Here is a 13,448-nt window from a genome sequence, read left to right on the forward strand (position 1 = left end):
AACTTCGACGGCGTCGCTTAACCAGAAGGGCGGCGCTTCGGCGCCGTCTCTTTGAGAGGAGAACAGCATGCTGATCAAAGTAAATGCACTCGAAAGCTTCATGCACGGCCGCTCGAACTTTGTCCGTGGCGACAGCTTGAGCGTGCCGAAAAGCGAAGCCGACGAGCTGGAAGCATCCGGCCTCGTAAAGGCGGTCGGCGAGGCCAGCAAAGGTGATGACGGCTTGGCCTCACCCGAAGCGAAGGCATCGCCGGCGCCTGCAAACAAGATGGCGGCTGCGCCGCGCAACAAGGCAGCGAAGTCCGCAAACAAATCTGCCTGAGGCACGGAATGCTCTACCTCGCCATAACCCCCGAAGTCTCCAGCGTTCGCGCCTACGACGAGCCGGACGGTTACGCGAGGCGCATCCCCTACCTGGCGATCGTCACCGTCACGCATCTGACCGACACCACTGCCTACCTACACGGCGCAGTTGGCAAGGTCGACCGCGAAATGTGGGCCGCGACGCTCAATCTGCTGCGCGAGCGCGGTGTCAAGACAGTGATGCTCGAACGGCACGGGCGAATGAAGACCATCGTCCTGTGAAACCCGAGCATTTCCGAATTATTCTGAAAGGTTAAAAAATGGCCAAGTTCGCACACGCCGACGTCCTCGACGGCGGCCCTCTGGTAGTTAAAACTGCCGCTACCAAAATGCTGTTGATTAAGGCGTACGCTTTCGGCGACAGCCTGGCGACCGTCACGAGCAACAAGGTCGCCGAGGTCGCAATGGCCGCAGCCGATATGGTCCTCGCCTCGAGCGGCAACAACCGCACGCTGGCCATTGCAGCCAAAAGCGTGGCCGCGGCCGCGATCGGCGGCTCGGGCGACCATCACGTCGCCCTCGTCGACGGCACGCGCGTGCTGCTCGTTACCGACGAAACGGGCGAGGCGGCGGTCGCGGTTAGCGATACCTGCAATTTCCCGACCTGGGTCTATACCCGTTCGCAGCCGACGTAATGCCGAACCTCGCCGCATCCTCGTTTGCCGCCTCGAGCGGCCAGCGCATCACGCGCGGACGTGCGCCTGCGCCTTGGGCGGGCGATTGGATCACGCTTGGCGACTCGTTGACCGATATTCTCTATAGCATCGAGTCGACCCGGTACGGCTTTGCGCGTTCTTTGGTCCCGCCCCGCGTCATCTGGAACGCTGGCATCCAGAGCGAGGGGGCCGGCTCGATCGGCGCCCGCCTGCCGGCACTCGTCGCCGCGTTCCCAAGTGTAAAAAACTACGCGGTCCGCGCCGGCACCAACGGCGGCACCGAGGCCGATTTCACGGCAATGATTGACTTTTCGCTTTCCGCCGGCGTTCGGCTCATGTTCCTGGCGCTCCCGCCGAGGGGCAGCGGCGCGACCGCCGTTTCCACTTTCGTGGCGCGGAATGCCTGGCTGGCTGCGCGCTGCGCCGCTAACCCTTCAACGCTCCGTTTTATCGACGACAGCGCCGGCCTGGCCGCCGATGCAAACTACAACGCGAACGTCGCGTTCGCGCCCGATTACATCCATCAAAACGCGTTCGGGGTGTACCTGCAGGGCGAGGCGCAGCGCGCGGGCATGGCCGCAGTATTGCCGACGACAAGCCCCCTAATCGCGGACGCTAACGACGTCTACCCGGCGAACGCAGGCAGCAACCAATGGGTACAGAATCCGCTGATGCTCGGCGGCGGCGCGGGGGCGTTCCCTGACGGGTGGGCCTGGGAAGGGTTCGGCCCGAACGTGGTGTATACGCCCTCCGTGTTAATTGACCCCGACGGGACGCGCTGGCTGCGCATGCACGTCACCAATGCGACGGCGGGTTACGGCGTCATCAAAACGCAGCTATTGCACCCGGCAATTGCGGCAGATATGGCGACTGTAAAACGGTTCGATTGCATGGTCGAAATGCGGCGCATTGGCGTCGACGCGGCCCGCGGGGGTTCGGCAGTCGCACGCCTTTGGACGAGCGGCAACCAGTTCGCCTCGGCTGGCGCCGCTATCGCGCCGGTCCCGGCTTCCGGCATCATCACCGACCGCGCAGTATTGCGCACGGCGAGCCAACGGGACCAAGCCAACTCGGCCAGCACGGCAGCGCCGGCCGCAGTCGCGGCGAACAGTTTAAAACTGACAATCAGCTTGAGCTTCACGGGCGCGGCAGGCACAGGCGGGGAAGTTGGTACTTTCGATTTTAGATGCGCTTCGGTGCGCGGGAGCAACACATAATGCCAGATATTTACGTTCGGTCTACAGATGGCGCCGCCGGCGATGACGGGTCGACCTGGGCGCTCGCAAAAGATAAAATTCCAGCCGCGCCGCAGGCAGGGCCGAGCGCGACCTACGTGTCCAGCGCGCACTCGCAGACCAGCGCCGCCGCCGTCTCCATCGCAATGGCGGGCACCATTGCCAACCCTAGTAAGCTGGTATGCGCGACCGACACCGCCGCACCCCCTGCCGCCGTGGCCGCTACAGCGGTTGTCGCCACGACTGGCGCAAACAGCATTTCGGTCCAAGGGAGCGGCTATGTCCAAGGCATCGTATTCAACTGCGGCGATGGGTTCAACTACGCCAACCTCGTCCTGAACAGCGCCAACAGCGGCACTGCGAACGCGCAGCGATACGACAACTGCGAATTCAACCTGAACGACACGCACCCTAGCTCGTTGCTTGTACTCGGCAGCGGCAACTCCGGGGACAATACGCGTACAACTCTCGCCAACTGCCGCATTAAGCTGACAAGCATCAATCACAGTGTTTCGCTCGGCGGTCAAGTGCGCATCAACGGCGGTTCCATGCCCGGCACGAGCACGCCAACGCTGGGCCTGTTTAATTTCATCAACGGCTACAAACTAACCGAAGTCCTGATTGAGAATTTCGATTTCTCAGCGCTCAGTAATTCCGCGATTTTGTTCATCGCCTCCTCGCCTGGAGCACAGCGCGAGGGTATTGCGGTTTTCCGTAACTGCAAACTGCCCGCAGGCTGGGTTGGCTCGCTCGTCTCGGCTTCATTCGATAGCCCGAACTTACGCGTTGAAATGTATAACTGCGACAGTGGCGCGACGAACTATCGTTCGTGGGTCGAGACATGGGCGGGTTCGGTTAAAAGCGAAACCGTCATCGTTAAAACTGGCGGCGCCTCGGACGGGACCACGCCGAAAGCGCTAAAGATGGCCGCGAACACGAACGCGAACGAGCCTCTATGTCATCTGCTTTCGCCGCTCCTGGCGGGTTGGATCGACACCCCGGGCGCGGCAAAAACCGTGTCCGTCGACATTATCCACGACTCGGCCACACCTTTGACCGACGCCGAGGTTTGGCTCGAGGTCGAGTACCTCGGTTCGAGCGCCTCGCCTCAGGGGAGCCGAGCGAGCAGCAAGCGCGCCACCCTTTTGACTGCCGCCGCCAACGTCGCCGCCAGCGCCGCCACATGGACGACGACCGGCCTTTCGGCCCCGAGTAAGCAAAAGCTTTCGGTCACATTCACCCCCCAAATGAAAGGCGAATTTTTGGCGCGCGTCGTCCTCGCTAAAGCGGGGAAGACGATCTATGTTGACCCTGTTGCGCAGGTAGCGTAATGGCTCGCCAATACCAATCCGGCACCGGGGTTTTTGTCGACGCCTCGGCCGCCCGACAGTACCAGTCGGGCACCGGGCCGCTGGTTAACGCCGCCGACGGCGCGGCCGCGGGGGGCGCGGTCAACCTCGCAATCTCGAATCTGGCCAGCGCCGGCACCCTGAGCACGGTCAACGTCTCGGTCGTCCCGCCCGCTGCAGGCGTCAAAAACCTGATCGTCGCGAACCTGGCCGACGCCGACACCCTGGGCACCGTCGCGGTTGGCGTCGCGCCGGCGCAGGGTACGCTGACGAGTGACGTTTTCCGCGCTTGGGGCTCGTCGGCCGCGCTGGCCGGCCTGACGGTCCCCCGCGTGGTCGCCCTGCGGTTCGACGGCACGGTCGCGCTCAATTTGGCAAATCAAGTCACCAACGGCGCCGGCCGGATCGTGTTGGCCAGCGCCTCACTCGTAACAGGCACCGACTACCTGCTCGGCACCTGGAACGCGGACGGCAGCGCGCGCGGCCTCAAGGCCTACACCGCAACATGAGCGCCTCCCACGCATACGGCGGCGACAGCCCCGGCCTGCTCGGCTTCTACCATTACGGCGGGGGCGGCCTCGGCATCCTCGGCGCGCTGGTCGCGGCCGACGGCTTCTACGGCGCCAATATCGAGCACCCGGCCGACGACGAGATCGAGTTCTACCCGGTCATTACTTCGATCCCGGCCGGCCTCGAGCTCGACACCGGCGAGGCAGGCGACTTCGACGCCGCGGCGCTTGACGGAACGTACGTCGTCCCGTTCGACCTCTACCGATGGGGCGCACTGCTCGGGTCGACATCGTTCTCTCTCGTGTTCGGCACGGGGGCATTGCGCAACCTAGTCGTATCGAACCTGTCCAGCGCCGGCACCTTAAGCACCGTAGCCGTCACGGTTGGCGCCGCGCCAGGCGCGCGCAACCTGGCCATAGCCAACCTGGCCAGCGCCGGCAGCTTGAGCACGCTCGCGGTCGGGATCGTCCCTGCAACAAACACCGGGAACGGGAGCACAATGTCTTTCACGCCATCAGCAGCACGTACTATCACGATCAACGCGACCGGCAACGTGTTCACAGCGAACAGCACGTTCTGGAGTCTCGCCGATCCTAAGAAGCCGCGCGGTTGGAAAGACCCAGATGCGACGGTAGATATCACTTTCGATTGGGGGCCGTACCTGGCCGATATCGTCGACGCCATCCGGGCGGGTGGGCTGGAGTTCATCGTGGATGGGGGGCTGGTCGCGGTCGATTTCACCTTCGTCGGTGCGAAATGCACGGTCTTCCTGTCGGGGGGCACCTTCGGCAACGGTTCTACGGTCACTCGCGCACCGGTCACGTGTCGCATCACGACCAGCAGCACGCCGCCGCGCATTGAAGACCGCACTATCTTCCTCGATATCGAGGCCCGCTGATGATCCAGATTACCAGCCCCGCGATGGAGCCGGCAGTCTCGCTCTCCGACGCGCGCACGGCGGCGCGCGCCAACGGTTCGGAGCTCGACTCCGAGCTGTCGATCATGGTCGCGACCCTGACCGCCGAGGCAGAACACAACACCGGCCGCGTGATCATCAAACGCACCTACCGCATCACGCTAGATGAATTCCCGGCCTACATCGAAATGCCGGCTTGGCCAGTGGCGGAGGTGATCGAGGTGAATTACGTCGGCGCGGACGGCTCGCCGGCCACGCTGCCGTCGGGCACATACCGCCTGGACTATTCGAAGAACCCGATCCGGCTCGTTCTGGTGCCTGGCGCGACATGGCCAGAAACCTCCGGCATCGACGCGGTCAAGGTCGATGTCATCTGCGGCCACGGCGCGGACGAAAGCGCAACGCCGCCCGCATTCAAGGGCTACGTCCTCGCCAAGATCCGCGAGGCGTACACGCCGGGCGCGGTGGAATCGCCATTCGTCAGTGGCCTACTCAACTCGCTGAGGGTGTATTGATGGTGGCGACATTCCGCTGCGATGAGCAGGTAACTATCGAGCGCAAGACGGTCAGCAAGGACCCAGTGCACGGCAGCGCAGTCGAAACATGGGCGGTTGTCGCCGATCACTACTGGGCGAACGTGCAAGATGTCCTGCCAAGCCGGGGCGAGACGACCGAGAATGGATTGCGCGCCGCGGTGCAGCGCACCCGTCTTCGGATGCGCAAAGGTGTTTTTCTACCTGCCGACCGGGTGACGCTACACAGCCACGGGAACCGCGGGATGCAGATTATCGCCGGCCCGGCGCTGCTCGACGACCGCGACCACGTCGAGTTCATGTTGGAGAGCTTCACCAATGGCTGATCAAAACATCGCTGGAGGACGCGAACTTGATGCGTTCCTGCAGACGCTCGCGCCCAAGCTCGAGCAGAACATCATGCGCTCGGCACTGCGAGCGGGTGGCAAGGTCTTTGAAGCCGAGGTGAAGGCGAACATCCCTGTTGTCGACGGCGATCTGCTGGCGAGCGTCCGGATCTCAACTAAGGCCAAGAAGGGCCGCGTAACCGTATCGCTCAAAATCGGCGGCAAGAAGGCGCCACACGCTCACCTGGTCGAGTTTGGCACCAAGCCCCACCATATCGCGCCGAAGGGCTCAGGCAGCCTTCTAATCGGCGGAAAAGTGGTTGCCGCGGTCGATCACCCTGGCGCAAAGCCACACCCGGTCGTACGTCCGGCATTCGACAGCAAGAGCAGCGAGTCGATCGCCGCTGTTGCCGCCCAGGTGCGAAAGCGACTGAACAAAGAAGGACTCAATTCCCCCGCACCGGAGCCAGAATGAAAATCCAAATGACGCGAACGATTCAAGGGTCGCTTGATGGCGTGACCGTGAAAGAACTAGTCGGCGGCCTGCAATACGAAACCGTCGAAGGGGCGCGCGGCGACCGCCTGGCGCGCTACCACATAGGCAAGGGAGATGCCATCCTTGCGCCAGCCGCAATCGAGCCGCTCGCCCCGCAGCCCGACGCGCCGCTGATCAGCCTCGCCCGCCCGAAGAAGTCGAAATAATGCACGGAGTCGCGGTCATGAACGCGCTGTTGATGGCGCACTCTCCGCTGACCGATTTGGTCGGCACCGAGATTTGGGCCGGTGATGTGCCAGTTAAATCCGTCCCGGCAGTCGGCATCAAGGAAATCAGCCGCGTCGAGCAGGACACAGTAGCCCGCAGCGGCCCCAATACGCTCGTAACGGCGCGCATTCAGGTCACGGTCTACGCATCCTCGTACCCGCAGCAGAAAGCGCTGTTGACCGCCGCAAAGCTCGGCCCTGGCGTGCATACCGGAGAGATTGCCGGCACCACTGTGCGCAGCGTCCTGCGCGATTCGGTTGGTCCCGATCTCTCCAACCCGGAGGCCGGAACCTTCGAGCAGTCGCGCGACTTCAAGGTGACATATCTCGAACCGAATTAAGCAGTAGCCAACCAGTACCAGCCGCCTAGAGCGGCATTTTTTACATCCCAAGATTTTTAGCCCGCCCGTTTCGCATCCGCGAGCGGGCTTTTTTATAGGAGTTTCATCATGGCAGGAATTGATTTCGACACCATTGCAAGTGCCAAGCTGTACATCTCGGCCAGCGCGCCAACCGTAGCGGAGGGCGCGGGCGCAGCAGCGGCCTTTGCACTCCTGACGTGGGTGGAAGTTGGCCAGATCACCAACGTCGGCAGCGTCGAGGGTCGCGAGTATTCGACCGCGACCCTCTCCACGGTGGGCGACGCGCAGGACCGCGAGAAGAAAGGCTCCTTCAAGCTGCCGAACGCCGAGTTCGAATGCGCGTGGGCAGCGAGCGACGCCGGACAGATCCTCGTGAAAGCCGCTTCGAAGGACTACTCGGTGCCATCGTTCAAGGTCGTCAACCAGGACGAGTCGAACGACTACTTCACCGCCCAGGTTTCGAAGTTCACGAAGGGCGGCGGCACCAGCAATGACGCCGTGAAGGGCAGCATGACCCTGCTGCGCCAGACCGACACCGTAGTCGACTAAACCATCACCGGCCATTCGGCCATCACCAGCACCGGCTGGCCGCTGTCTCCTTTCGCGGGAGCGGCGGCCGGCGCGGGCATTTTTCTATCCGCGAAAAGGAAATCACCATGAACGACCAAATGACCGCAGCAGCATTCAACCTCGCCGACTTCGAAGCTACCGATACCGCCTGGCTGGAAGTGCAGAGCAAGAAGGATGACGGCCCGCTGCTGTTTAACGGCCTGCCTGTCCGCATCGAAGTGCGCAGCCCCGGCACCAAGGAGGCGATGAACGCGCAGCACATCATCGACACCGCAACGACCACCAGGACCTACGCCGCCATGCGCGGCAAGGTGTCGAAAGAAACCGTCGAGGGCAACATCGCCCAGCGTGCGAGCAAGCTGATTGCCGTGACCACGCAAATCGAGAACTTCCCGGTCTCGCCGAAAGACCTGTACGCGAATCCGAAGCTCGGCTACATCATCGACCAGGTAGCCAAGTTCCACGGCGACTGGGCAAATTTCTAAAAGTCGCTGGCGATGAACTAAGCCTGTATGTCCGGCATGGCGCGTGGCTCGGCGCCGCGCCGGACAAGCCTGAATCCGACAAGTCGAAGACGCCGGCCAAAACCCGGCTCCAGAAAATGAAGGATTCCGCCCGCGACGAGTTTTTCGAGCCGGACATGCCGCCCGTTGGCGATGCAGGGTATCTGCTCACGCACTTCTGGCAGGTTGGGCCGACGCTGGGCGACAGTTCCATCACAAACACGGAGTTGCGCAACTACCAGGACAACGAGGGCATCACCCTGTCGCCATGGGAATGCAAGACGCTCCGGCGCCTGTCGATCGACTACCTGAACGAATCGCATCGCGCCACGAAGGAGGATTGCCCGCCTCCGTACGCGGAAAGTAGAAACGCGGCCCGGCTGAAGAGCGCCGAACTTCGACGCAAGCTAGATGTATTCCTGAACTAACCATGCGCCCGGCTTCCGCTGGGCGTTTTCTATTATCGAATTGGAAAACCATGATCGCTGGCGATATCGAAATCCGTTTGATGGCAGGTATCGCGCGCCTGCAGGCTGACATGGACCGTGCGCGCCGCGTCGTCGGAGATGCAACGGGAGCCATGGGGCGCATGGCGGGTATCGCTGGCGCGGCATTGGCTGGAATCGCCGCCGCACTCTCCATTGGCGCCTTCGCTGGCTGGATTAAGGGCGCGATCGATGCGGCCGATGCAGCGAGCAAGCTGTCAGCAAAAACTGGCGTGGCAGTGAAGGACCTGGCAGGAATGCAGTTGGCCTTCGACCTAGGCGGCGCTGGCGGGGATGCGTTCGCCGGGTCGATGTCCAAGCTGTCAAAGGCGATTACCGAGGGCAACAGCGGCTTGGCGGCGCTCGGGATCAAGACGGAGGGTGCAAACGGCGCCCTGGTCAGCAACAAGGAAGTTCTGTACCAGGTGGCCGAAGCATTTGCCAAGATGGACGACGGCGCGCGCAAGAGCGCGATGGCGCAGGAGATCTTCGGCAAGAGCGGCGCCGACCTGATCCCGCTGCTGAACGGTGGCGCCGAAGGTTTCCGCCAGATGGACGAGATGGCCAACAAGCTAGGCCTGACGATGAGCGACAGCACGGCAAAGAGTGCCGAGGCGTTCAACGACAATCTGGACCTGCTGATGATGGGAAGTCAAGGTGTCGCGCGAGGGATCGCGGCGGAGCTTCTGCCGACGATGAGCAGCTTGAGCGGTGCCTTCCTCTCGTCGATGACCAGTGGCGACAACCTGAAGAAGGTGGCCGAGTTTCTTGGCAATACTTTGAAGGTGCTGTTCACGATCGCTGTCGGCATTGTCGAAGTGTTCTCCACGGTCGGCAAAACCATCGGTGCCGCGGGCGCGCAGATCGTTGCGATCCTGAACGGCGATTTCAAGATGGCGGCGCAGATCGGGCGTGAGTGGTCCAAGGACCTTAGCTCGAGCTGGTCAGACAGCGCGAAAACGATTTCGGATGCGTGGTCCGGCGAGGGCAATGCGGCAGTCGATGCGCAAGCCAAGATCATGAAGGCGCAAAAGGACCTGCTGGCTGAGCAGAAGGCGCGCGAGGAAGCTGCAAAGAAGGCAGTTCAGGAGCGCACCGCAGCGGCTAAGAAATCCCAGCAGGAATACGAGTCGGCAGTCAAGGCGGGCAACGACTTCATCGCCTCCATGAAGGTCGAGGGCTCACAACTCGGCATGAACGCCGCACAAATCAAGGAGATGGCGGCCGCCCGAAACGCAGCTAAAGCACCGACGGCGGCCCTGCGTGCGCAAATTTTGGCCGAAGCGGCAGCGCTGGCGGATGCAACGCAGGCATGGGCATTGAAGGACGCGGCAGAAAAGTCCGCCGCTGCGGTAGACGCCGAACTGTACGTGTCCCTCGCAAAGACAACCGCCGGCATCGATGACGAAATCGCCGCCATGCGAAAGCAGATCGACGCCTACGGCTTGACCGAGGTCGCGGTGATCGACTTGGCTGCGGCAAAGGCTGAGGCTGCGCTGGCTGCGGGTCCGGCGACGTACGCCGAATTGATCGCGCTCGATACGCAGATTTCGAAGTTAAAAGAGTTACGCTTGCTCGCGGTCGAAAAAGGCAATCTAGATGTCGCCAAGAAGGCCGCCGAAGACGCCAGAGACGAGTGGAAAACCACTGCCGCGTCTATCAAAGACTCGCTGACCGATGCTCTGATGCGCGGCTTCGAGTCGGGCAAAGGCTTCGGCCGGAACCTGATCGACACTATCAAAAATATGTTTGGCACGTTGGTGCTTCGCCCGATCATTTCGGCCATCGTCAATCCTGTCGCTGGAGCATTGACCGGGATGATGGGGATGAGTGGCGCGGCGAATGCTGCCACTTCGGGTGCTGGCAGTGCTATCGGCTCCAGCCTCGGCATCAGCAGCATTATTGGCAGCATCGGCGCTGGCGCAATGCAGACTGCCGGAGCGATCCTGACGGGCCAAATTGGATTGGGCACCACGCTTAGCGCGGGCCTGAGTGCAATCGGCACCGGCACGGCATCAGGGATGGCTGCAGGCTTTTCATCCGTAATCGGCGCCCTGGGACCGATCGCACTTGGAATCGGCGCGGCTGTGCTGCTCTGGAAGAAGCTCGACACCTCCGGCACGTACCACACTGGCGGCGCTTCGTCCGCATCGGCGGCAGGCGTCACAACCGTGCGCGCCGAGTCGCTGAACTTCGAGGCCACGCGCGTCAATGCTGAAACCGAGAAGATGACGGCCGCGCTGGCGTCGGGCATCGTGGGCATCCTCGACAGCACCGCTACGGCGTTCGGCAAGACTGCCGGCTACACCGCCGCCACCGCGTTCGCTGACGACACGTCGAAAGATGGCGCGTGGGGCGGCCTGATGATCTCCAAGCTTGGTGAAACGATTCTCAACTGGCAGGACACGAAAACGGGCAGCTGGGCGCCGAAGGTGTTTGCTGACGGTGACGCCGGCAAGGCCGAGTACCTGGCCGCTCTCAGCGCATCGGTTCGCACCGCCCTTGACGGCATCGGCCTGCCAGCCTGGGCGCAAACGATGCTCAATAACGTCGGCACCGGCGCGAGCATCGAGGAACTCGGCAAGGTTGTTGAGTCGATCAATGCGACGCAGCGCGCGCTCGTTGTCATGGGCGAGAAGTTGACAGGCTTCGCCGGTCTAAGCGAAGCGGCAACGTCGGAACTGATCACGGCATCGGGCGGCATCGAAGCGCTCGCCGGGAATGCGTCGACCTACTACGACAAGTTCTACAGCGAAGCCGAGAAGACGGCCGGCGCCACGAAACAGATGGCCGATGCGCTGGCCTCCGTGGGCTTGGCCGTGCCGGCAACCATCGAGGCGTATCGTGCGCAAGTCGAAGCGCAGATGGCGATGGGCGAAGCTGGGGCGTCGAATGTCGCCGTCCTGCTGAAGAATGCCGGCGCGTTCGCTGAACTACATCCGACCCTTGAGGCTGTCGCCACCTCGGCTCAATCGGCTACGGAGGCGCTTGCTGCTGCTGAAGCAATCCGCAAGGAGCAGCGCGGCCTGGACATCGAACTGATGGCGGCCTTGGGCGATACCGAGGGCGCTCTTGCCGCCACCCGTTCGGACGCACTCGCCGCGATGCTGTCGGACCAGGCGCGCCTGACGCAGGGCCAGATTTGGGCGGCCGAGGCCACGTCTGCGGCAACGGCCAAAGTGGTAGAGGCTGCCGCCGCCGCGATGGACAAGATGAAGGCTTCGGCATCGAGCCTTGTCGGCGACGTGGACAACGCCTTCAGTGTGCTGCAGCGCGTGATGAAGTCGAGCATGGACGTTCTCGCGGCCCGCATCGCCAAAGAGAAAGCGCTGTCCGACGCGATCCGCTCGACGCTTGACAGCATCCAGGCGCCTGACAGCGAGGCGTATGCCCGCGAGAATGCGCAGGCGCAGATCAAAGCAGCTCTTGCAATCGCCAAAGCCGGCGGTGCGCTGCCGGATTCTTCGGCAATCCAGAAGTCGCTGGGTATCCTGAGCCGGGACGCTTCCGACCAGTTTGCCAGCGCGCTTGAATTCCAGCGCTACACAGCGGCCACGCAAAACGACCTGGCGGCGCTCGGCGATCTGGCGGACAGCGCCCTGTCAGTCGATCAGCAGTCGCTCGATTCTCTGAACGAGATCCTGGCGGCGGCTCAAAAGCAGATTGATCTGCTCAAGGGCATCGACGTTTCCATGCTGACGGTTGCCAGCGCGCGCGCCGGGTTCCAGCAGGCCATCGACAGCGCGAAGGCGAACCCTTACAGCGGCTCGGCCGGCCCTATCAGCACCGCGTATCAGTCGTATCTTGGGCGCGCCCCAGACGCTGCTGGACTGGCCTATTGGCAGAACGCGGCGGCCAATGGCAATTCGATGGCGAACATCATCGAAGCCATCAAAAACTCGGATGAGGCGATGTCGCGCAAGATTCCCGGCTTTGCCAATGGCGGCGACTTCATGGGCGGCCTGCGCATGGTTGGCGAGATTGGCCCTGAAGTGGAGGCGACCGGGCCATCCCGCATCCACAGCACGCGCGACCTGTTCAATGCCGCTCGCAATTCAGGCGGCAATGACGCAATGGCGGCGGCAATCGACCGGCTAGCCTCGGCGGTGAGCAGCCAGCAGACCGAGCTTGAGCAGATGGGTCGCAACGTACGCCGGCAGGCGGATGGACTGGAAACGCTCACCGATGGCTACGAGTCCATGCGCACTAAAGCGGAGGCGGTTTAATGGGCGCCGCTGATTTCCGCATGATTCGTCCAATCGTCGTGACCGACGCCAAACTCACGAGCAGCAGCGTGCCGGAGGTGATGGTGGCTGAATATGACGGCGGCACCACTTACGCCGTGGGCGATATTCGCGGCGTCACTACAGGCACAGCGCAGGCCGTCTACAAGTCCTTGCAGGCGGCAAACATCGGAAATCCGCCTGCGTCATCTCCAGCCTGGTGGAAGTCGCTAGGGACCGTGTACGCGCCCTATGCCGGCGGCACCACGTACGCGCTCGGCGCGGTCGTTTCGAGCATCGCCGCCAACGTCCATGAACTCTACGAGTCGCAAGTCGCCGGCAATGTCGGGCAGGCGCTGACCGATAAAACGAAGTGGCTTTCGCTCGGTAGCACGAACCGCCACAAGATGTTCGATAAGGTCGTTGGCAGCCAGACCGTCGCGCCAGAGCAGATCGTCGCCCAGGTAACGCCGGGGGAGTTGATCAACACACTGTCGCTCTTGAACGTCGAGGGTGCGAGTGCGACCGTCAGCCAGTCGATCAGCGGCTACACGCGGACAAAAAGCCTAGTCCGGCACGATGTCCTCAACTGGTATGACTTTTACGTTGAACTGCCGGTTCGCTTGGGGGATGTGGTGTTCGACGACATCCCGCC

General features: G+C 62.6%; 16 protein-coding genes and 1 pseudogene. All 17 read left to right on the top strand.

Annotated features, from left to right (window positions below; translation table 11 throughout):
- The first annotated feature begins 67 nt into the window (after positions 1-67).
- Entirely contained in the window at positions 68-322 is a 255-nt protein-coding gene (locus tag CR105_RS26420) for a hypothetical protein (protein WP_099793843.1), read from the top strand.
- Positions 323-330: 8 nt separating this feature from the next.
- Entirely contained in the window at positions 331-585 is a 255-nt protein-coding gene (locus CR105_RS26425; RefSeq protein WP_099793845.1) for a hypothetical protein, read from the top strand.
- Positions 586-623: 38 nt separating this feature from the next.
- The gene (locus CR105_RS26430; protein WP_099793847.1) at positions 624-998 is read left to right on the top strand and encodes a hypothetical protein; all 375 of its coding nucleotides are present in this window, start codon (positions 624-626) and stop codon (positions 996-998) included.
- Positions 998-2,236: an SGNH/GDSL hydrolase family protein gene (locus CR105_RS26435; RefSeq protein WP_099793849.1), complete on the top strand. Its 1,239-nt coding sequence runs from the start codon at positions 998-1,000 to the stop codon at positions 2,234-2,236. The genes CR105_RS26430 and CR105_RS26435 overlap by 1 nt, the downstream gene beginning before the upstream one ends.
- Positions 2,236-3,585, top strand: coding sequence for a hypothetical protein (locus CR105_RS26440; RefSeq protein WP_099793851.1), 1,350 nt, complete (start codon positions 2,236-2,238; stop codon positions 3,583-3,585). Before CR105_RS26435 ends, CR105_RS26440 begins: the two co-directional genes overlap by 1 nt.
- Positions 3,585-4,112 (top strand): hypothetical protein, encoded by a 528-nt coding sequence (locus CR105_RS26445; RefSeq protein WP_099793853.1) that lies wholly within the window; start codon positions 3,585-3,587, stop codon positions 4,110-4,112. The genes CR105_RS26440 and CR105_RS26445 overlap by 1 nt, the downstream gene beginning before the upstream one ends.
- Positions 4,109-5,011, top strand: coding sequence for a phage fiber-tail adaptor protein (locus tag CR105_RS26450; protein WP_099793855.1), 903 nt, complete (start codon positions 4,109-4,111; stop codon positions 5,009-5,011). Before CR105_RS26445 ends, CR105_RS26450 begins: the two co-directional genes overlap by 4 nt.
- Positions 5,011-5,544, top strand: coding sequence for a head-tail connector protein (locus CR105_RS26455; RefSeq protein ID WP_180288321.1), 534 nt, complete (start codon positions 5,011-5,013; stop codon positions 5,542-5,544). The genes CR105_RS26450 and CR105_RS26455 overlap by 1 nt, the downstream gene beginning before the upstream one ends.
- Positions 5,544-5,888 (top strand): head-tail adaptor protein, encoded by a 345-nt coding sequence (locus tag CR105_RS26460; protein WP_099793859.1) that lies wholly within the window; start codon positions 5,544-5,546, stop codon positions 5,886-5,888. Before CR105_RS26455 ends, CR105_RS26460 begins: the two co-directional genes overlap by 1 nt.
- Positions 5,881-6,363, top strand: coding sequence for an HK97-gp10 family putative phage morphogenesis protein (locus CR105_RS26465; protein ID WP_099793861.1), 483 nt, complete (start codon positions 5,881-5,883; stop codon positions 6,361-6,363). The genes CR105_RS26460 and CR105_RS26465 overlap by 8 nt, the downstream gene beginning before the upstream one ends.
- Positions 6,360-6,590 (top strand): hypothetical protein, encoded by a 231-nt coding sequence (locus CR105_RS26470; RefSeq protein ID WP_099793863.1) that lies wholly within the window; start codon positions 6,360-6,362, stop codon positions 6,588-6,590. Before CR105_RS26465 ends, CR105_RS26470 begins: the two co-directional genes overlap by 4 nt.
- A gap of 17 nt (positions 6,591-6,607) precedes the next feature.
- Complete coding sequence (locus tag CR105_RS26475) at positions 6,608-6,991, top strand: hypothetical protein (protein WP_099793865.1); 384 nt, start codon at positions 6,608-6,610, stop codon at positions 6,989-6,991.
- Between the two features lie 108 nt (positions 6,992-7,099).
- Positions 7,100-7,561 (top strand): hypothetical protein, encoded by a 462-nt coding sequence (locus CR105_RS26480; RefSeq protein WP_099793867.1) that lies wholly within the window; start codon positions 7,100-7,102, stop codon positions 7,559-7,561.
- 107 nt (positions 7,562-7,668) lie between these two features.
- Positions 7,669-8,067, top strand: a complete 399-nt coding sequence (locus tag CR105_RS26485; RefSeq protein ID WP_099793869.1) for a hypothetical protein — start codon at positions 7,669-7,671, stop codon at positions 8,065-8,067.
- Positions 8,068-8,183: 116 nt separating this feature from the next.
- The gene (locus tag CR105_RS26490) at positions 8,184-8,513 is read left to right on the top strand and encodes a hypothetical protein (RefSeq protein ID WP_099793871.1); all 330 of its coding nucleotides are present in this window, start codon (positions 8,184-8,186) and stop codon (positions 8,511-8,513) included.
- A 50-nt stretch (positions 8,514-8,563) separates the two neighbouring features.
- Positions 8,564-12,796, top strand: coding sequence for a DUF4214 domain-containing protein (locus CR105_RS26495; RefSeq protein ID WP_099793873.1), 4,233 nt, complete (start codon positions 8,564-8,566; stop codon positions 12,794-12,796).
- A pseudogene (locus CR105_RS26500) lies at positions 12,796-13,448 on the top strand (hypothetical protein); the annotation flags it as partial. The gene CR105_RS26495 and the pseudogene CR105_RS26500, both read left to right, overlap by 1 nt.

The organism is Massilia eurypsychrophila, assembly GCF_002760655.1.
Taxonomy (GTDB): Bacteria; Pseudomonadota; Gammaproteobacteria; order Burkholderiales; family Burkholderiaceae_D; genus JAFCUW01.